Source organism: Kribbella sp. VKM Ac-2571 (genome assembly GCF_004362255.1).
Lineage (GTDB): Bacteria > Actinomycetota > Actinomycetes > Propionibacteriales > Kribbellaceae > Kribbella > Kribbella pratensis.
On the sequence record NZ_SNWS01000016.1, the window covers coordinates 115,839 to 135,633 of the forward strand.

Sequence of the window (19,795 nt, forward strand, 5' to 3'; positions counted from 1 at the left end):
CGCCCACACCACGACAGCACCAGACAGACACCACCGACGGCCTATCCACTCATCACACGCTTCATCACAGGCTCCCCGATCGGTTCCGAACGTCACCTGTCATACGTGCCGATCCGCCGATCGGTTCACGCCGGAGCGATATCGTCGTCGGCATGAGCCAAGAGATTCCCGCAGCGGTTCAGCGCGCGCTCGACGCGATCGACGCCCTGGACAACGACGCGTTCGTGGCGGCGTTCGCCGCGGACGGCTATGTGAACGACTGGGGCCGCGAGTTCCGCGGCCACGACCGGATCCGCTCCTGGAGCGACAACGAACTGATCGGCAAGAACGTCACCTTCACCGACACCCAGGTCACCAGCCCCGGCAACCCCCTGACGATCCGCACCCAGGTAGGCGGCGACGGCTTCAACGGCCCGTCCCACTTCACCTTCGAAACCCAAGGCGACGAACTGGCCTCCATGACCATCACCGCCTGAAGTTCTAGACGGGCTCGGGTTCCCGGATTCGTTGGGAGATGACGGCGGAGACGCCGTCGCCGCGCATGGTGACGCCGTAGAGGGCGTCGGCGACCTCCATGGTGCGCTTCTGGTGGGTGATGACCAGGAGCTGGCTGTTCTCGCGGAGTTCCTCGTAGATTTCCAGGAGGCGGCCGAGGTTGGTGTCGTCCAGGGCAGCCTCGACCTCGTCGAGGATGTAGAACGGCGACGGGCGGGCCTTGAACAGGGCAACCAGGAACGCCACCGCGACCAGCGACCGCTCACCGCCGGACAGCAGCGACAGCCGCTTGACCTTCTTGCCCGGCGGGCGCGCCTCGACGTCGATACCGGTGGAGAGCATGTCGTCGGGATCGGTCAGCACGAGCCGGCCTTCACCACCCGGGAACAGCCGGCTGAAGACGTGCTCGAACGCGATCTCGACGTCCCGGTACGCCTCGGTGAAGACCTGCTCGACCCTGTCGTCGACCTCCTTGACGATGTCCATCAGGTCGCGCCGCGACTTCTTCAGGTCCTCGAGCTGCTCGGAGAGGAACCGGTGCCGCTCCTCCATCGCCTCGAACTCCTCGAGCGCGAGCGGGTTGATCTTGCCGAGCTGGTTGAGCGCACGCTCGGCCTGCTTGAGCCGCTTCTCGACCTTGGTCCGGTTGAACGGCTCGGCCTCGAGCTCGAGGGTGTCGTCGTCACCGGCCTTGGGCAGCGGCGGCACCAGCTTGTCCGGTCCGTACTCCGCGACCAGAGCGTCGACCTCGATACCGAGCTCGCCGAGCGCCTTCTCGTACAGCTGCTCCAGGCGCATCTTCTGCTCGGCCCGGGCCAGCGCGTCCCGGTGCACGGTGTTCGTGAGCTGCTCCAGCTCGGAACTGAGGTTCCGTGTCGCGGACCGAGCCTGGGCGAGCGCCTGCTCCCGGTCGGCCCGCTGCGCCTGGATCGCCGCCCGCTCGGCCGCGGCCAGCTGCAACGACGACTCCAGCCGCGCCAGCACGTGACCGGCGGCGAGGTGTACGGCGTTCGCCGCCTCGGCCTGTCGCGCCCGGCGTGCCGCCCGCGCGATCGACCTGGCCCGCGCCTCGCGCTCCTGCCGGGCCGCGCGCTCCAGCGAGTCCGCGCGACCGGACAGCGCCCGGGCCCGCTCCTCGGTGGTCCGCAGCGCCAGCCGCGCCTCCATCTCGGCCGCACGCCCCGCCTTGGCCTCCTCGGCCAGCCGGTCGCGCTGCGACGTGTCGGGCTCGTCGCCCTCCTCGTCGAACGCCTCGGCGTCCATCAACCGCTCTTCGAGCTCGGCCAGACCGGACAGGTTCCGGTCGCGCTCCTCCTCGGCGGCAGCGATCGCCTCAGCCATCCGCTCCGCCTCGCCGCGGGACGCCTTCGCCAGCGATCCGAAGTGCCCGAGCTGCTCGGCCACCGCCGCCATCGACGCGTCCGACTCGTGCAGCCGAGCCAGCGTGATCTCGACGGACTCCTTCTGGCGGCTCCGCTCCTCCTCGAGGCCCTGCAGCTCGAACCGCAGCCGCTCGCTGCGGGCCGTCGCCTCGGTCAGCTTCTCCGTTGCCTCGTCGACCGCGGACTGCACCTCGATGAGGCTGGGTGCCGCGTCCGACCCGCCGTACGCGAAATGAGCGCCCAGTACGTCGCCCACACGCGTCGTACAGGTGACGTCCGGCAGGTTCCGCAGCAGGGACCGTGCCGCGTCCACGTCGTCGACGACCGCGACCTTGCGCAGCAGCCGCCGTAGGGCGGGCCGCAGGGTCTCCGGGCATTCCACGACATCCACGGCGTACGACGCTCCGTACGGCAGCGCCGGCCACGTCGCGTAGTCGTCGGCCGGAGCGTCGCCCAGGAGCATCCCGGCGCGGCCGAGGTCGTGCTCCTTGAGGTGACCGACGGCCTGCAGCGCCGCGTCGGCATGGGTGACGGCGACCGCGTCCGCGGCCTCGCCGAGCGCCGCTGCGATCGCGGTCTCGTACCCGGACCGCACGCTCAGCAGGGCAGCGACCGAACCCATTAGCCCGTTCACCTGCTCCGACGCGGCCAGCAGCGCGCCGGCCCCGTCCTTGCGGTTCAGACCGAGCTCCAGCGCTTCCTTGCGGGCAGCCAGACCGGTGCGCTCACGCTCGGCGTCGCGCTCCTCGGCCCGCAGCTTCGCCAGCCGCTCGTCCAGCTCGTCGAGAACCGCCTGGGCAGCCTCGTACTGGTCGTCGAGGCCCTTCTCGCCGGCGTCCAGCCCGGCGACCTGGGTCTCCAGCGCGGTGAAGTCGTGCTGTGCCTTCGCGGCACGCTCCTCGGCCTCGCGCCGGTTGGCGGCAAGTCGGCCGATCTCGGACTCGGCGGCGGCCGCGCGGCTCTTCAGAGCGTTCACCTGGCCGGTCAGCCGGGCCAGTCCTTCGCGGCGATCAGCGGCAGCCCGGATCAGCGCCGAGATCCGGCGCTCCTCCTCGGCCTCCTGGGCCTCCAGCTGCTGGCGGCGCTCGACGCACTCGGCGAGCAGCTCGGAATGCGCCTCGACCTCGGCCTCGATCTGCGCCTCGGTCTCGCGGACCCGGGCCGCTTCCAGTTCGAGTTCCTCGGGGTCGCGGCCGGCCCGCGGCTCCTCGGCCTCGTCGTTCAGCGACCGGATCCGGTCCGCCGCGATCCGCGCCGTACCTTTGATCTTCTCGCCGAAGCCGGACAGCAGGTACCAGGTGTCCTGGGCGGCCTGCAGGGCCGGCGCGTCCTCGCGGAGCGCGTCCTCCAGCTCCGCCTCGAGCTCGCGGGCCTCGCGCAGCTTCGCCTCGGTCTCGGTACGCCGCTGCGTGAGCGCGGCCTCGTCCCGCAGCTCCGCCTCGAGCGCGGACTGCGCCTGGACGATGTCGTCGGCGAGCAGCCGGGCGCGGCCGTCGCGCACCTCCGCCTGGATGGTCACCGCCCGGCGCGCCACCTCCGCCTGGCGCCCGAGCGGCTTCAACTGACGGCGGATCTCCTGGATCAGGTCGCCGAGCCGGTGCAGGTTGCCCTCGGTGGCCTCCAGCTTCCGGATCGCCTTTTCCTTGCGCTTGCGGTGCTTCAGGACGCCGGCGGCCTCCTCGACGAACCCGCGGCGGCCTTCCGGCGTGGCGCGCAGGATCGAGTCCAGCTGGCCCTGACCGACGATGACGTGCATCTCGCGGCCGATCCCGGAGTCGCTGAGCAGTTCCTGGACGTCGAGCAGGCGGCAGTTCTGGCCGTTGATCTGGTAGTCGGACCCGCCGTTGCGGAACATCGTCCGGCTGATCGTCACCTCGGCGTACTCGATCGGCAGGGCGCCGTCGGTGTTGTCGATGGTGAGCACCACCTCGGCGCGGCCCAGCGGGGCGCGGCCGGAGGTGCCGGCGAAGATGACGTCCTCCATCTTGCCGCCGCGCAGCGACTTGGCGCCCTGCTCACCCATCACCCAGGCCAGCGCGTCGACGACGTTGGACTTGCCGGAGCCGTTCGGCCCGACGATGCAGGTGATGCCTGGTTCGAAGTTCATCGTCGTCGCGGACGCGAACGACTTGAAGCCTCGGAGCGTCATGCTCTTCAGGTACAAGGCGAAGCTCTCCAACCCGTGAAAGGACAGACGGTACCGGAGGAACCGCCGTAGCTGTACGTCGCGCTGCCGCTACCCGGGGGAAGGTGTTCCGCTTCGCAGTCTACAAAGAGATCCGCGGAATCCAGCGGAGGCCAGGCCGTTGAGAGATGGCCGGCGAGAATGGGTGCACAACCAATCGTTGAACCTACGGCGCTGTTACACACCACGGTGGCGGAGGCCCGGACGGGGGCCACCGCCGTCCCGCGAACGTAGCAGCGTAGTGCGGACGGTCGAGATCGAATCTCTGCTGGCGTCAGACCGAAGCGGGGGTACGCAGAGCCTCGTCGACGGTGAGCAGCCGACCCTCGTGGATCTGTGCCACCAGGTGGTCGTTCTCTGCCTGGAGCCGCATCACGTGCGCCTCCAGATCTGCGACGCGCCGGTTGAGCAGACGAACCTGCTCGAGCATGCGCGGGTCAGTTCCTCCAAGATGCCCTAGAAGAGCCTTGGCCATTGTGCTGTCCTCCGGAAGGGTTCTGGCCGGTCGCGCTCCGTGTCGAGGTCATGAAGGAGCGCCGAAAATGTGTGCCGTCTTTCAGGGTGACACCGGCGAGGGCGACGGGTCAACCTGGGCCACGTTTATTAACGATACCTCGTTCACCAGCGGACGTGGCGCGGGACCGGCTGACATTTCGGGCACCGGTACGACGAACGGTTCATGAACGGCTCGCGACGGATCGGCCGGCCGTCCCGCGGGCACGGCGATCCTTCCTGCCCGTAGACGTTCAGGCCGCGCTCGAAGTACCCGGATTCCCCGTTCACGTTGACGTACAGGGCGTCGAAGCTGGTGCCACCAACGGTCAGCGCCTCGGCCATCACGGCATGCGCCTGCTCGAGAATGCCCTTTATTTGTGAGGGTTTCAGCGTTTCTGTCGCCCGGGCGTAGTGCAGCTTGGCCCGCCACAACGCCTCATCGGCGTAGATGTTGCCGATTCCGCTGATCGCGGTCTGGTCCAGCAGCGCCCGCTTGAGGCCGGTCCGGCGGCGGCGGATCTTCGCCGTCGCCAGTTCCGGATCGAACAGAGGATCGAACGGGTCGCGGGCGATGTGGGCGATCTCGGCGGGCAGTTCGGCGCCGCCCTCGGAGTACGACAGACCACCGAACATCCGCTGGTCCACAAAACGGACCTCTCCGCCGCCGTCGGCGAACCGGAACCGGACCCGCAGATGCGGCTCGTCGGGCGCGCCGACCGGCTGGACCCGGAACTGACCGCTCATTCCGAGATGGGTCAATACCGCGTCACCGGACGTCAACGGCAGCCACAGGTACTTGCCGCGCCGGGCCGGCTCGGCGAAAACCTGCCTCTTGAGCCGCGACACGAAGTCCTCCGGCCCGGCGGCATGACGCCGTACCGGGCGGGGGTGCAGCACCTCGACGGTCTCGACGGTCCGTCCGGCGAGAAACTCCACCAGACCCCGCCGTACGACTTCTACCTCAGGAAGCTCCGGCACTTCAGGACTGCGAGGGGTCCACGCTGTCGGGATGCGCGGCGCGCAGGGCCTTCCAGGCGGTCTCGGCGGCCTGCTGCTCGGCTTCCTTCTTGCTCCGGCCGATGCCGTGGCCGTACGTGTCGGAGCCGATCCGGACCCGCGCCTCGAACGTCTTCGCGTGGTCCGGTCCGGACTCCGCGATCACGTACTCGGGAACGCCGACGCCGAGCTGGGCGACCAGCTCCTGCAGCGACGTCTTCCAGTCCAGGCCGGCGCCGAGCCGGGCCGACGACTCCATCAGGTCGTCGAACAGCCGGTGCACGACCCCGCCCGCGACCTCGAAGCCGCGATCCAGGTACACGGCGCCGATCAGCGCCTCGACGCAGTCGGCAAGGATCGACGACTTGTCCCGGCCGCCGGTGGCTTCTTCGCCGCGGCCGAGCCGCAGGTACTTGCCCAGCTTGAGTTCGCGGGCGACACCCGCGAGCGCACGCATGTTGACCACCGCGGCCCGTAGCTTGGCCAGTCGGCCCTCGGACAGGTCGGGATGGTTGCGGAACAACGACTCCGTGACGATGACGCCGAGCACGGAGTCCCCGAGGAACTCCAGCCGCTCGTTCGTCGGCAGCCCGCCGTTCTCGTACGCGTACGAGCGGTGGGTGAAGGCGTGCTCCAGCAGTTCGTCAGCCAGCGATACGCCGAGCCGCTGGTTCAGCTCGGCGTAGAGCCCCGTTTCGTTGGCAGAGTTCACTGTGAAGGTGGCCGTTTAGCTCTCGACGACCTGGCGACGCTCGCCCTTCGCGCCGTACTGGCCGCAGTTCGGGCAGACGGTGTGCTGCAGGTGCTTCGCGCGGCAGGCGGGGTTCACGCAGGTGACCAGCGACGGGGCAGTCGTCTTCCACTGCGCCCGGCGGCTCCGGGTGTTGCTGCGCGACATCTTCCGCTTCGGAACGGCCACGGTTATGACTCCTCGGTTCGGCCGGGGGCTGGTGGACCCGGCCGGCTCAGTCTGACGTTTTCGGGTGGAGCGGTACTGCGGTGTTGCTGTTTCAGTTGTCCTGCTGGTCCTGCTGGAGCAGGTTGCCGAGGGCGGCCCAGCGTGGATCGGTCCCGTCCTCGTGCTTGTGGCCGGGCTCGTCCGCCAGGCGTACCCCGCAGTCGGGGCACAGACCCGGACAGTCGTCCGTACACAGCGGCTGGAACGGCAGTGCGAGCACCACCTGGTCCCTCAGCACCGGCTCGAGGTCGATCAGATCGCCCTCCATCCGGCTGGCCTCGTCCGGCTCGGCTTCGCTCTCCGGGTAGACGTACAGCTCCTGGATGTCAGCGAGAAACTCGTCCTCGATATCGACCAGGCACCGCGCGCACTCCCCGACCAGGCGGCCGTGAGCCGTTCCGGTGACGAGCACCCCTTCGACCACCGATTCCAGCCGTAGATCGAACTGGATCGGATCGCCCTCGGGGACGCCGATCACGTCGATTCCGAGATCCGCCGGCGCCGGCGCCGTGAAGGTGACTTCGCGTTGGGACCCTGCGCGGCGGGTCAGCTCGTGCGTGTCGATCACGAGTGGGGACCGCGGGTCCAAGACGCTCAGAACATCCCTTTCAGGCGTGGGCAGGCAAGAACTCGGTCTCGTCGAGACCGGTGATCAACACTACCAAGTCCCCGGCGTTGCGCCCAATCCGGGGACACTCACAGCGTGTTCAGTAACCGTGCGTGAACGGCCGGCGTCACGAACGTGCTGACGTCGCCGCCGAGCCGGGCGATCTCCTTGACCCAGCTGGACGAGATGAAGGCGTGTTCCGGCGCGGTCGGCAGGAAGACCGTGTCGACGCCGGTCATCCGCCGGTTCAGCTGCGCCATCTGCAGCTCGTAGTCGTAATCGGCCGCCGAACGCAGGCCTTTCACGATCACGCCGGCGCCCTCGGCCCGGCAGTAGTCGACCAGCAGCCCCTCGAAGGAGCCGATCCGGACGTTCGGGAACGGCTCGACCAGCTCGGTGAGCATCTCGATCCGCTCCTGCGGGCCGAACAGCCGGTTCTTCGACTGGTTCACCCCGGTCGCGACGATCAGCTCGTCGAAGGCGGCGGCCGCCCGGGTGACGATGTCGAGGTGCCCAACCGTGGGCGGGTCGAAGGTCCCTGGAAAAACGGCCCTACTCATCCCGGGACCTCCCCGTCGCCTTGGCCATGGCGGTGACCGTACCAAAGGCGCGCCTCGCCGTACTTGCGGTCTCGCAGCGCGGCGAACCCCTCCGGCCAGTCCCACGGCTCCCGCTTCCCGCGTTCCACGACCACGACCGCGTCGTCGGCCAGCCAGCCGTGCGTCACCAGGTCGGTCAGCACGTCCTGCAGCTCGGCCGTCTCCAGCTTGTACGGCGGATCCGCGAAAACGAGGTCGAACACCGCAGGAGCGTCCCCTGCCGTCACCTTCTCCACAGGCCGCGTCAGCAGCGTTGCTCCCGGCAGCCCCACGACCTTGATGTTGGCCGCGATCACCTCGGCCGCCTTCCGGTCCGACTCGACCAGCACGACCTTCGCGGCACCCCGGGACAGCGCCTCCAAGCCGATCGCACCGGATCCGGCGTACAGGTCGAGCACCACGAGCCCGTGGAAGCTCCCGAACTCGGACTCCAGCGACGAGAACAGCGCCTCGCGCACCCGATCCGCCGTCGGCCGCGTCCCACTCCCCGGCGGCACGACGATCCGCCGCCCACCAGCCGCGCCGCCGATAACACGCGTCACGTTTTCTCCAGGTACTCGGTGGTTTCGGACTGTAGGGCGTTTCGGACGATTGCGAGGAGTTCCGGGAACTCGGACAGAGCGGGGTCCACGCCGACGATCCTGGTGGCCTCGTGCCGGGCCGCGAGGATGATGTCCTCGTCCCGCAGCACGCTGAGCAGTTTGAGGCTGCTGCGTCGCCCGGACTGCGCGACACCGAGCACATCTCCCTCGCGGCGCGTCTCCAGGTCGATCCGCGACAGCTCGAACCCGTCGGTCGTCGACGCGACCGCGTCCAGTCGCCCGTACGACTTCGATCCCGCCCACAGGTCTGTGACGAGCAGGCACAGCCCCGGGACCTTGCCCCGCCCGACCCGCCCGCGTAGCTGGTGGAGCTGCGAGATGCCGAACCGGTCGGCGTCCATGATCACCATCGTCGAGGCGTTCGGTACGTCGACCCCGACCTCGATGACCGTGGTCGCGATCAGTACGTCGATGTCCCCGGCCGCGAACCGGGACATCACCGCGTCCTTCTCGTCGGCCGGCAGCCGCCCGTGCAGGATCTCGACGCGCAGGTCGTGCAGGATCTCCGCGAGCGCCTCGGACACCTGCATCACCGAGATCGGCGGGCGGGCCTGCTTCTTCCCGCCTTCGTCGGTGTCGAGAAGCTCGCCTTCCTCGTCCTTCGCGTTCTTGACGTCGTCCCCGATCCGCGGGCAGACGACGTACGCCTGGTGGCCCTTGCCGACCTCCTCGCGGACGCGCGCCCAGGCCCGCTGCAGCCAGTCCGGCCGCTCCTTGGCGGGCACCACGGACGACTGGATCGGCGATCGCCCGGCCGGCAGTTGGGTGAGCGTCGACACCGCGAGGTCGCCGAACACCGTCATCGCCACGGTCCGCGGGATCGGCGTCGCGGTCATCACCAGCACGTGCGGCGTGTTCTCGCCGGACTTCGCGCTCAGCGCGGCCCGCTGCTCGACCCCGAACCTGTGCTGCTCGTCGACCACCACGAGCCCGAGATCCGCGAACTGGACCTTGTCCTCGAGCAGCGCATGCGTCCCGACCACGATCCCGGCGGCGCCACTGGCCGCGTCGAGCATCGCCGTACGGCGGGATGCGGCGTTCAGCGAACCGGTCAGCAGACCGATCTTGGTGGCATGTTCCGCGCCGCCGAGCATGCCCTGCTCGGCCAGGTCGCCGAGCATCTTGGTGAGCGTCTTGTGGTGCTGGACGGCCAGCACCTCGGTCGGCGCGAGCAGCGCGGCCTGACCGCCGTTGTCGACCACGGACAACATCGCCCGCAGCGCGACCACGGTCTTGCCGGAGCCGACCTCGCCTTGCAGCAGCCGGTGCATCGGGTGCGGCCGGGCGAGATCGGCGAAGATCTCCTCCCCCACCTCGGCCTGGCCCTCGGTCAGCTCGAACGGCAGCCGCCGGTCGAAGTCGTCGAGCAGTCCACCGGGCTGCCGGGGCCGCGGTACGGCGCTCTGCGCGTCCATCACCGCGCGGCGCTGGGCGAGGATCGTCTGCATCACCAGCGCTTCCTCGAACCGGAACCGCTGCTGTGCGTCGTGGATGTCCTTCTCGGTGTCCGGAAGATGCACCTTCTGCAGGGCTTCCCGCAGGCCCAGCAACTTCTCGTTGCGCAGGACCAGGTCCGGGACGGGGTCGTCGACGCGGTCGTCGAGGCTGTCCAGGACGATCTTGACCGACCGCTCGATCGTTGCGGTCGGCAACTTCGACGTGGCCGGGTAGATCGGGCGGAACGGCCGGGCCCGGCGTTCGATCTCGGCCTCGGTGAGATCTTCCTCGTCCAGCACCTCGGTACCGGGATTCTTCAGCTGCATGGTGGTGCGGAACATCGTCACCTCGCCCCAGAACAGGGCGGCGGTGCCGGGCGCCAGCTTCGTCAGCAGCCAAGGCTGGTTGAAGAAGGCCAGCTCGATGTCGTTGCGGCCGTCGGTGACCACGACCTTGGTGATCGTCCGCTGCTTGCGGAACCTCTGGACCTGATCGGGCTTGATCTCGATCTTGCTGTCCAGCGCGCGAGCCGTGACCTTCTTGACCCGCCCGTTGACAGTCGCCTGGTCGCCGACCTCCAGTTCGTCGAACGGGGTCAGCTCACCCTTCTTCAGGTACCGCCGCGGATAGTGCCGCAGCAGCTCGCCGACGGTCTCGATCTCGAGCACGTCCGCAAACGTCTTGGCCGTCTTGGCTCCGAGGAAGTCCCGGAGCTTGCGGTCCATGTCGCCCGTACTGTTCAACACCGCTATTCCACCCCGATCAGCAGCGGGTACCTGTCCTGTCCTCCGTCGTACACCACGACATCGACATCTTTGCGTTGCCGGCGTACGTGCCGCTCCACAGCCTCGGCCAGGGCGGGGTCGGCGTCGCGGCCGGTGACGATCGTGAGCAGCTCGCCGCCGCCGCCGAGCAACCGGTCGACGACCGCCAGCGCCGCCTCCTCGAGGTCGGCGGTGATCAGCGCGAAGTCGCCGTCGACGACGCCGAGCGCGTCGCCGATCCGGCACCGGCCGGCCATCGTCCAGGCATCCTTGACCGCGATCGTGACGGCGCCGTGCCGGGTCTGCCCGGCGGCGGCCGAGAGGTGTACGACGTCGTCGTCGAAGCTGCGGTCCGGGTCGTGGACGGCGATCGCCGCGAGGCCCTGGACCTGGGCGCGGGTCGGGATCACGGCGACCCGGATCCCGTCCTGGCGGGCGGCGGTGGCGGCGGCCTCGGCGACCGCGATCGAGTCCTGGTCGTTGGGCAGGATCACGATCTCCGGCGCCTTTGACTGCTCGATCGCCTGCAGCAGCTCGCCGGTGGAGCAGCGGCGGCCGGGGGCGCCGCGGATGATCCGGGCGCCCGCCTCGGCGAACAGGCCGGCCAGGCCTTCGCCGGCGACGACCGCGATCACGGCGCGGCCGGGGGCCGGCTCGTGGTGGTGCGCCTGGTCGTCGAAGTGGGTGACCCGGATCCGGTGCGGGCGGCCGATGTCGATGCCCTGCTCGATCGCGGCGCCGACGTCGTCGGTGTGGACGTGGACGTTCCAGAGCCCGTCGCCGCCGACCACGACCACGGAGTCGCCGAGCGCGGCCAGGGTCTGCCGGAAGTCGCCGATCTTGTCGTCGAGCGCGTCGAGCAGGTACATCACCTCGTACGCGGGCCCGTCCTGACTCTCGGCGCTCTCGCCCTGCGGCTCGACCCTGGCCGGGACGTCGACGCGCACGTGCTGCCCGGTGAGTACCGATTCCATCGCGCCCAGGATCACGACGAGGCCTGCTCCTCCGGCGTCGACGACGCCCGCATGCCGCAGTACGTCGAGCTGCTCGATCGTCCTGGTCAGGGCCTGGCGAGCGGAGGCGACTGCGGCGAGGCAGACGTCGGCGAGGGTCTTCCCGTCGTTCGCCGCGGTCATCGCGCCGGTGGCGGCGGCGCGGGCGACGGTGAGCATCGTGCCTTCGACCGGTTGTGCGACGGCCCCGTACGCGGCGTCGGCGGCGAACTTGAGCGCGTCGGCGAAGGCGGCGGCCTCGCTCATCCGTGGATCGGCGAGGACGCCGTCGGTCTGGTGGTGCGGGAGGTTCTCGTCGAGGCGGAGACCGCAGGCGCGGATCAGCTGGGAGGTGATCACGCCGGAGTTGCCCCGGGCGCCGAGCAGGGCGCCGCGGCCGAAGGCCTGGATCGCCTCGGTGAAGGTCAGTTCGCCCTTGGGCAGCGCCTCGCAGGCGGCTTCCCAGGTCAGGTAGAGGTTGGTGCCGGTGTCGCCGTCCGGCACCGGGTACACGTTCAGCTCGTCGATCTCGGTCCGGGCCCGGGCCAGATCGGCCAGCGCGGTCCGGGCCCAGGCCCGCAGCACCTCGACTGTCAGTTCCTCCACGCCCGGAAGGCTACTCGGCCACACCCCGACCGACCGCCATCCCCTCACCCCTTCCCGCCCCTCCTCCCACGCCCGAATCCTCCCCAAACCGGTTCGGGAAGTCCCTCGCCCCGGACCGGGGAGCCCCACCCCCCTGAATCGGCCAGTAGGACTCCCCAAACCGGTTTGGGAGGGGGCGGGGTGGGGTGGATAGGGTCGGGGTGGCGGCGAGAGGTGGGAGTGTTGTGGGCGGTGGCAGGGCTGTGTTGTTCTCGGCCGCGGCCGACAGTTACGAGTTGGCTGTGCGGGAGATCCGGGGCGAGTTCGGGCGGGACGTGCGGGTCCAGCGGGTCGGCGCCGAGCTGGGACGGGCGGACGGGCCCCCAGGGCTCACTGTGGAGGCGTTCGCGGCGGCGTGTGATGCGGGGCGGATCATGTTCGTCCGGCATCTGACGGTGGAGATCGCCAGCTTCGAGGAGCTGCCGCCGGAGTACGAGCTGGCCGAGGTGGTGCTGGGCGAGCTGCCCGAGTACCCGAAGGCACTCGCCGTACAGGCCTGGACCGATGCGGCCGGCACCGGCGGGTCGTACTACCACCGCCTGGAGGAGGCGCTGACCGGCCGCGGGGTCGCCGTCACGCGTTCCGGGCAGGAGTACGTCGTCTCGTGCTTCGCGGGGCGGAAGGCGGTGCTCCTGGGGCTGAACCGGCTCGCGGACAGCCTGTCGGACTGGCCCGGTGGGCGGATGCGGCTGGCCCGGGGTGACGAGCGCGTATCGCGGTCGGAGTTCAAGCTGGAAGAGGCGATCGCGACCTTCGGGCTGGAGCTGCCACGGGCCGGGAAAGCAGTCGATCTCGGCGCCTCACCCGGCGGATGGACCCGGATCCTGCGGCAGCACGGGCAGGAGGTGTGGTCGGTCGACCCCGGTTCGCTGGATCCGCGGCTGCGCGGTGATCGCCGGATCCATCACGAGCCGACGACCGCGGGCCGGTTCTTCGCCGCGAACCGGGTCCGCTTCGACGTGGCGGTGAACGACATGCGGATGGACCAGGTGACGAGCGCCCGGATGATGCTGGACGCGGCGGCGCACCTACGGCGCGGCGGTCTCGCGATCGTCACGCTGAAGGGCGGCGGCAAGAACCCGCTGGACGGCGCCCGCCGCGGCATCGACATCCTCCGCGAGCAGTACGACGTACTCCACGCCCGGCAACTCCACCACAACCGCAACGAGATCACGGTCGTCGCGAGGCGGAGGTCCCGCGAGTAGGTGGCGCCGTCGCGAGCGTCGTCCCGCGGAGTGCTGGGCAAGGCGGAGGAGGGAGGCAGGACGGAGTCCTGTCGACCGACGACAACGCCGCCCAGTGCCCGCGGGGCGGCGCGCAGCAGGCGCCACCTACTCGCGGGACCTCTCAACACGAATAGGCGCCCGGGTGAGACCCGGGCGCCTATCGGAAGGCCCTACACGGAGTGAAAGCTGAGAGATCAGCCGACGACGCGCTGGACCTTGCCGGCCTTGATGCAGGAGGTGCACACCTTCATCTTGGTGGGCGTGCCCTTGATGATGGCGCGGACCGGCTGGATGTTGGGGTTGAACCGGCGGGGCGTACGAGCCTTGACCCGCCGGATCATCGCGCCCTTACCCAGACGGGCAACGCTGTTGCCGAACGTCGGCTGCTTGCCGCAGACATCGCACTTCTTAGACATGATTCTCCGTGTTCAGGGTCGTGACACCGACAGACCATGTTACATGTGTGTCAGCGCCCCACCAATTCGGCTGTAAGGCACACAGTCAGGCAGTGAGGTAGGCCACTTCGTCGTCCGTCAGCGTGACCGAAAGACCGGGTGTCGAGGTCCTGGTCTCACTGACGTGCCGCGGCCCGATCAGCGGGAACACCGGGTACGGCTGGTGCAGCAACCAGGCCAGCGCGATCGCTGTCGGCTCGACTCCCTTGGCGGCCGCCAGCTCCCGTGCCCGGTCGAGCCTACGGAAGTTCTCGTCGGAGTAGAAACAGCGCACCAGCTCCTGGTCCGAGGTGTCCTCCGGCTTGGCCCGTCCGGTGAAGAACCCGCGCGCCTGGCTCGACCACGGGAACAGGGCGACCTGCCGCTCGCGCAGCCACTTCTGCGACTCGTCGTCGGCCACGTGCCGGCAGCCGGCCCACGGTACGTCGTAGGCCCGCGCGAGGCTGAGGTGGTTGCTCAGCAGTGTGAACGGCTGCTTGCTGTTCGCCTCGGCGTACGCGTTGGCCTCGTCGAAACGCGCGGTCGACCAGTTGGAGCCGCCGAACGCCTTGATCCGGCCGGCCCTGAAGTGCTCGTCGAGGACGTCGACGAACTCGGAGACCGGGATCTCCTCGTTGTCTCGGTGCATGAAGTACAGGTCGACGTGGTCGGTCTGCAGCCGCTCGAGGCTCTCGTTCAGCTGCCGGGTGATCGACTCGGGGTCGCAGTACGGCGTGTGCGCGCCCTTGCCGATCACGACCAGGTCGTCCCGATTGCCCCGCGACTTCATCCACTGCCCGAGCAGCTTCTCGCCGCGCCCGCCGCCGTAGATGTACGCCGTGTCGAACGTCGTACCGCCACGCTCGACGAAGTCGTCGAAGATCACCGCAGCGTGCGGCAGCGTCTGCTGGTTGTCGACGCCCATGACGAGCCGGGAGATCTGCTTGTCGACGCCCGGCACCTTGCCGTACGTCATCGGGGCGTCGTCGCGCCGGGTCAGCGGCCGTCCGGTGGCGGTCGGGATGATCGCGTCGTCCCGCTCGCTCGCGTACTGCTGCCCGATCGCGGCCCGCCACTGGTCCTGGACCGTGAGGTTCCCGAGCGTGTCGGCCCAGGTCATTTCCGGCGCCTGCTTGGCTCCGGACCGGATCGCGGCCTGCACGGCCTCGGCCTCCGCGGTGTAGATCAGCGCCGGCTCCGCGGAGATGTCCCGCGCCTCCTCCCCCACCCGGTGCAGGGTGACGTGGGTCGGCTTGCCGTCGCCGCCGAACCACGGGTCCTCGACGACGAGGTATCCCTCGCTGCCGAAGATCCGGACCTGGTTCTGGTCGGCGAGCCGTACGCCGGTGCTCACCTGGGCGGTGACGCCGCCGTCGAAGAACAGCGTCGCCACCGTCCATTCGTCGGCGCCGGTCTCACCGACGTGCCCGACCGCGCTGACGGCGGCCGGGTCGGCGAACGGCTGCCCGGTGGCCGCGCCGGCGATCAGGCGGGCCATCGACACCGGGTAGCCGCCGACGTCGAGGATGCCGCCGCCGGCCAGGTCGTCGGCGAAGATCCGGCTCTCCGGCCGGTACCCGGCGGCGAAGGCGAACGTGGCCTGGATCTGGTGGACGGTGCCGATCTCGCCGTCGCGGACCAGCTGGGCGATCAGCTTGGTCTGCGGCAGGCACCGGTACATGTACGCCTCCATCAGGAAGACGTCGTTGCGGACGGCGGCCTCGATCATCGCCTCGGCCCACGCGCGGTTGATCGCGAGCGGCTTCTCGCACAGCACGTGCTTGCCGGCCTCGGCTGCCTTGATCGCCCACTCGACGTGCATCGGATGCGGCGTGGCGATGTAGACGGCGTCGACGCCTTCGTCGGCGAGCAGGTCGTCGTACGAACCGTGCCGGTTGGCGATGTCCCACTTGTCGGCGAACGTGTTCGCCGACTCCAGCGACCGGCTGCCGACGGCGACGACCTCGTTGGTCTTCGACGTCGGCACCTGACTGGCGAACCGGGAAGCGATGTTGCCGGTGCCGATGATGCCCCAGCGGAGCGTGTGGTCAGTCAAAAGAAATCCCGTTGTGATTGTGGTTGCAGGTCAGAATTTCATGGCCCCCGCGGCCAGGTCGGCGATGAAGGAGCGGGCGCCGATCAGGAAGACGCCGATCAGCGGGATGACGCTCATCAGCGCACCGGCCATCACCATCGAGTAGTCGGTGCCGTAGATGCCGTTCAGCTGGTCGAGAGCGACCTGGAGGGTGAGGCGGTTCGGGTCGGTCATCACGATCAACGGCCAGAGGTAGTCGTTCCAGACGTTGATGAAGGTGAAGATGCCGAGGAAGGCCAGACCGGGCCGGAGCACCGGCAGGCCGACGGTGAGGTACTGCCGGAAGAATCCGGCGCCGTCGACCTTGGCGGCCGAGATCAGTTCGTCGGGGATCGCGCCCTTGGCGTACTGGCGCATCCAGAAGATGCCGAACGCGTTCGCCGCGCCCGGGATGATGAGGGCCTTCAGCGACCCGATCCAGCCGAACTCGGCCAGCGTCACGAACTGCGGCACCAGCGACAGCTGGGCCGGGATCATGAACGTCGCGAGCAACAGGCCGAACAGCGCGTTCCGGCCGGGGAACTCGTACTTCGCGAACGCGAACGCGGCCAGCGAGTCGAAGAACAGCACCAGGACCGTGACGCCCAGGGACGCGATCAGCGTGAGCAGCATCGAGCCGAAGAAGTCGATGTTGTCGAGCACCTTGCCCATGTTCTCGAACAGGTGCGAGCCGATCAGCAGCTTCGGCGGGTAGCTGAAGATGTCCGGGGTGGTGTTGGAGGCCATCACCACCATCCAGTAGAACGGGAACAGCGAGACCAGCACGCCGAACATCAGCACGATGTGACCGACGGCGGTGCGAATGCGCTCAGTCGACGTTTGCATGGACATCTGCGGCCTCCCTCTTGGCATTCTGGGCTGCGATCCGGCGTTCCACCCGTCGTGCGGCGCGTCGGGTCAGCCGTTCGTCGTCGTTTCCGCCGATCAGCCGCCAGTTGATGATGCTGAACAGCACGATCAGGACGAACAGGGCCCAGCCGACCGCGGCGCCGTACCCGAACTGGTTCTTGATGAACGCGCTCTGGTACAGGTACGAGACGATCGTCAGGCCGGCGTCGCCCGGACCGCCGATGTTGTTGGTGTCACCGAACAGCACTCGGGACTCGGTGAAGATCTGCAGTCCGCCGATGGTCGAGGTGACCGCGGTGAACAGGATGACCGGCCGCATCATCGGCACGGTGATCCGCCAGAACGTCTGCCGCGGGCTCGCGCCGTCGACCTTGGCGGCCTCGTACACGTCGGCCGAGATCGCCTGCAGGCCGGCCAGGTAGATGATCGCGTTGTAGCCGACCCAGCGCCAGGTGACGATGGTGGCGATCGCGATCTTGATGCCCCACGGCGAGGTCAGCCATTGGACCTCGCCGACGCCGATCGAGCGCAGGAACGCGTTCAGCAGGCCGAAGTTGTTGCTGAAGATCGAGCCGAACACCAAGGTGATCGCGACCACCGAGGTGACGTTCGGGATGAAGTACGCGATCCGGTAGAAGGTGCGCAGCCGGGTCGCGTTGTGCAGGGCGTTCGCGATCACGAGCGCCAGCAGCAGCATCGGGACGGTCGAGAGCACCCAGATGATCATCGTGTTGCCGATGGTCTTCCAGAACGTGGCGTCGGTGAGCAGGTAGTGGTACTGCTCCAGGCCGACCCACTTCATCTGGCCGATGCCGTCCCAGGCGTGGAACGAGATCCAGATCGAGAACAGCACCGGGAACGCGCCGAAGATCGCGAACAGGATGAAGAACGGCGACACGGCGGCGTACTGCGGGAACGCCTGCTTGTACTTGTTCGGCGGCTTCTCCGCGGTGGTGGACGGCCTGGTGATCGCGGCCGGGGCAGTCTTGCTGGTGACAGCCATGTCAGATCGCCCCCGCTCGGGTGAGTTCGCGCTCGATCTGGCGCTGGGCGTCGGCCCAGGCCTGATCCGGGTCCTTGCCGGCGGCCTCGACGTTCACGAGTTCGGAACTGATCGGCGTGTCGATGATGCTGTCGTACGGCGAGAAGAACGCGCCCGGGTACTTCTTGGCGGACTCCGCGAACACGTCGACGATCTTCTGACCGCCGAAGAACGGGTCGGGCGCACTCAGCCGCGAGTCGGTGTAGCTGGCCGGCGTGGACGGGAACAGGACCGGGTCGAGGAACGCCTGGGCCTGGTTCTTCGCCGACTCCAGCCAGCTGATGAACGCGAACGCCGCCTTGGGGTTCTTGCAGTACTTCGTGATCGCCAGGAAGGACCCGCCTCTGTTGCCGGCTCCACCAGGAGCCGGCGTGACCCGCCAGAGTCCCTTCGTCTTCGGCGCCGCGTTCTTCGGCCCGAGCTGGGCCCACCAGACGGCCCCGATGTACGCGACGAGCTTGCCGTTGGTGACGACCGCGTTCTTGTCGGTCGAGTTCTGCGCGTTGGCCGAGAGACCTTCCTTGACCACCCGGACCGCGAGATCGAACGCCTGCCGGACGTGGTCCTGATCGCCGAGGTACTGCCCGTCCGGCGTCATGTAGCGCTTGGACTGCTGCGCCATCCGGTAGGAGTAGATACCGGTGATGTTGTCGGTGATCGCGGAGCCGGGCACGGCCTGCTTGAGCTTCTTGCCGAGGGCGATATAGGTGTCCCAGTCCGGGGCGAGCCCCGCAACGGCGGCGGGATCGATGTCGACACCGGCCTTCTGGAAGATGTCGGTCCGGTAGAACAGCGCCGTCGGCCCGGTGTCCATCGGGTAGGCCATCATCTTGCCCTGCGGGGTGATTCCCCACTTCCACTTCCAGGGCAGGAAGTCCTTCTCCAGCTCCTTCGCGCCGAGTTCGTTCAGGTCGTGGAACTGGTCGGCGTTCGGGAAGTAGGTGGCGACGTCGTCGTTGATCGCGACGATGTCCGGGACGAGGGACTTTCCGGCAAGGGCGGTCAGCACCTTGGTCTTGTAGTTGGAGCCGATCCGGGTCATCGCCAGCTTCATGCCGTCGTACCCCGGGATCGCCTTCTCCGCCTGGCCGATCAGATCGTCGTTGACGGACCCGACCCAGGTCCACATGCTGAGCTCGTGCGAGCCGCCCAGCGAGCTGCGCGAACCGCAGCCGGTGAGCCCCGCGGCGGCTATGGCGGAGCCGGCCGCGAGGAAGTGCCTTCTGCTCAGGGTCATAGCCTCACCTGGCGCTTTCTGTTGGATTTCGCCGGAAGGTGTCCACATATGTTTACGTAGCCATCAAGGTAAGCGCATACCGACTGAACCGGTCAAGCCTCCGATGACAAGATTGGGTTCCATGACTCCCAGCGCAGTCCTCTTCGATGCCGATGGCGTTGTGCAGCGCCCTGACCGCGACTGGTGGTCGCAGCTGACCTCACTCGTCGGCTCGGACGGCGAGGCGTTCGTCGCGGACCTGATGGCGGCCGAGAAGCCGGCCCTGATCGGGAAAGTCGATTTCCGGGACGCGCTGGCCGACGTACTGCGGCGCTGGAACTCGCCCGCGTCCGTCGAGGAGGCGCTCGAGCCGTGGAGCTGGTTCGTCGCGGAGCCCGAGGTGATCGCGCTCATCCAGTCGCTGCGATCGGCCGGCGTCGGGTGCCATCTGGCGACCAACCAGCACGCGTACCGGCGGGCGATCATGCAGGACGAGCGCGGGTACGGCGGATGGTTCGACCAGACGTTCTACTCGTGCGACGTCGGGCTGGCCAAGCCGGATCCGGCGTACTTCCGGGCGATCCTCGGCTCGCTCGAGTTGCCCGCCTCCTCGGTGCTGTTCATCGACGACAACGTGGACAACGTGGCGGGTGCTGCGAGCGTCGGGCTGCGGGCCGAGGTGTACGACCTGTCGTCCGGCGTACCGGCGCTGGTCGAGCTGCTTCGGCGTCATGACCTGCCTGGGGTCTTGTGATGGCGCGAAGGCTGTGACATCG

Annotated in this window: 18 protein-coding genes; 3 read left to right on the forward strand and 15 right to left on the reverse strand. The window is 68.7% G+C overall.

The annotated features are described in order from the left end of the window. Positions 1-152: 152 nt before the first annotated feature. Entirely contained in the window at positions 153-476 is a 324-nt protein-coding gene (locus EV651_RS30625) for a nuclear transport factor 2 family protein (RefSeq protein ID WP_133788740.1), read from the forward strand. A 4-nt stretch (positions 477-480) separates the two neighbouring features. On the opposite strand, the gene smc is transcribed toward EV651_RS30625, so the two are convergent. The 10 genes from smc to EV651_RS30675 form a co-directional block, all read right to left on the reverse strand. Next, positions 481-4,041: a chromosome segregation protein SMC gene (gene smc, locus EV651_RS30630; protein ID WP_166658850.1), complete on the reverse strand. Its 3,561-nt coding sequence runs from the start codon at positions 4,039-4,041 to the stop codon at positions 481-483. 295 nt (positions 4,042-4,336) lie between these two features. Then, a complete protein-coding gene (locus EV651_RS30635; RefSeq protein ID WP_238151152.1) occupies positions 4,337-4,492 on the reverse strand; it encodes a hypothetical protein in 156 nt (51 codons plus the stop codon). Between the two features lie 188 nt (positions 4,493-4,680). After that, the gene (gene mutM / locus EV651_RS30640; protein WP_133788742.1) at positions 4,681-5,535 is read right to left on the reverse strand and encodes a bifunctional DNA-formamidopyrimidine glycosylase/DNA-(apurinic or apyrimidinic site) lyase; all 855 of its coding nucleotides are present in this window, start codon (positions 5,533-5,535) and stop codon (positions 4,681-4,683) included. A gap of 1 nt (position 5,536) precedes the next feature. Beyond that, complete coding sequence (gene rnc, locus EV651_RS30645; protein WP_130387617.1) at positions 5,537-6,265, reverse strand: ribonuclease III; 729 nt, start codon at positions 6,263-6,265, stop codon at positions 5,537-5,539. A 15-nt stretch (positions 6,266-6,280) separates the two neighbouring features. Further along, positions 6,281-6,472 carry a 50S ribosomal protein L32 gene (rpmF, locus tag EV651_RS30650; protein ID WP_130387616.1) on the reverse strand — a complete coding sequence of 64 codons (192 nt, stop codon included), beginning with the start codon at positions 6,470-6,472 and terminating at the stop codon, positions 6,281-6,283. A 91-nt stretch (positions 6,473-6,563) separates the two neighbouring features. After that, on the reverse strand, positions 6,564-7,079 hold the full coding sequence (locus tag EV651_RS30655) for a DUF177 domain-containing protein (protein WP_238157287.1): 516 nt from the start codon (positions 7,077-7,079) through the stop codon (positions 6,564-6,566). Positions 7,080-7,207: 128 nt separating this feature from the next. Next, a complete protein-coding gene (gene coaD / locus EV651_RS30660; RefSeq protein WP_133788744.1) occupies positions 7,208-7,678 on the reverse strand; it encodes a pantetheine-phosphate adenylyltransferase in 471 nt (156 codons plus the stop codon). Next, a complete protein-coding gene (rsmD, locus tag EV651_RS30665) occupies positions 7,675-8,259 on the reverse strand; it encodes a 16S rRNA (guanine(966)-N(2))-methyltransferase RsmD (protein ID WP_133788745.1) in 585 nt (194 codons plus the stop codon). The genes coaD and rsmD overlap by 4 nt, the downstream gene beginning before the upstream one ends. Then, the gene (gene recG / locus EV651_RS30670; protein WP_133788835.1) at positions 8,256-10,481 is read right to left on the reverse strand and encodes an ATP-dependent DNA helicase RecG; all 2,226 of its coding nucleotides are present in this window, start codon (positions 10,479-10,481) and stop codon (positions 8,256-8,258) included. Before recG ends, rsmD begins: the two co-directional genes overlap by 4 nt. A 23-nt stretch (positions 10,482-10,504) precedes the next feature. Further along, positions 10,505-12,118 (reverse strand): DAK2 domain-containing protein, encoded by a 1,614-nt coding sequence (locus EV651_RS30675; protein WP_133788746.1) that lies wholly within the window; start codon positions 12,116-12,118, stop codon positions 10,505-10,507. Between the two features lie 224 nt (positions 12,119-12,342). Between EV651_RS30675 and EV651_RS30680 the strand changes: the two genes are divergently transcribed. Then, positions 12,343-13,362, forward strand: a complete 1,020-nt coding sequence (locus EV651_RS30680; protein WP_238157289.1) for an SAM-dependent methyltransferase — start codon at positions 12,343-12,345, stop codon at positions 13,360-13,362. 215 nt (positions 13,363-13,577) lie between these two features. Here the strand turns inward: EV651_RS30680 and rpmB are convergent, their stop codons facing one another. From rpmB to EV651_RS30705, 5 genes are all read right to left on the reverse strand, one after another. Beyond that, complete coding sequence (gene rpmB, locus EV651_RS30685) at positions 13,578-13,799, reverse strand: 50S ribosomal protein L28 (protein WP_130387610.1); 222 nt, start codon at positions 13,797-13,799, stop codon at positions 13,578-13,580. An 85-nt stretch (positions 13,800-13,884) separates the two neighbouring features. Next, positions 13,885-15,873 (reverse strand): aldo/keto reductase, encoded by a 1,989-nt coding sequence (locus EV651_RS30690; RefSeq protein WP_133788747.1) that lies wholly within the window; start codon positions 15,871-15,873, stop codon positions 13,885-13,887. Between the two features lie 30 nt (positions 15,874-15,903). After that, complete coding sequence (locus EV651_RS30695) at positions 15,904-16,743, reverse strand: carbohydrate ABC transporter permease (protein ID WP_133788748.1); 840 nt, start codon at positions 16,741-16,743, stop codon at positions 15,904-15,906. After that, on the reverse strand, positions 16,721-17,764 hold the full coding sequence (locus tag EV651_RS30700) for a carbohydrate ABC transporter permease (protein ID WP_133788749.1): 1,044 nt from the start codon (positions 17,762-17,764) through the stop codon (positions 16,721-16,723). Before EV651_RS30700 ends, EV651_RS30695 begins: the two co-directional genes overlap by 23 nt. Before the next feature lies 1 nt (position 17,765). Beyond that, a complete protein-coding gene (locus tag EV651_RS30705; protein WP_133788750.1) occupies positions 17,766-19,040 on the reverse strand; it encodes an ABC transporter substrate-binding protein in 1,275 nt (424 codons plus the stop codon). Positions 19,041-19,161: 121 nt separating this feature from the next. Here EV651_RS30705 and EV651_RS30710 point away from each other — a divergent pair, with 121 nt between their 5' ends. Continuing rightward, positions 19,162-19,773, forward strand: a complete 612-nt coding sequence (locus EV651_RS30710) for an HAD family hydrolase (protein WP_133788751.1) — start codon at positions 19,162-19,164, stop codon at positions 19,771-19,773. Positions 19,774-19,795 lie beyond the last annotated feature (22 nt).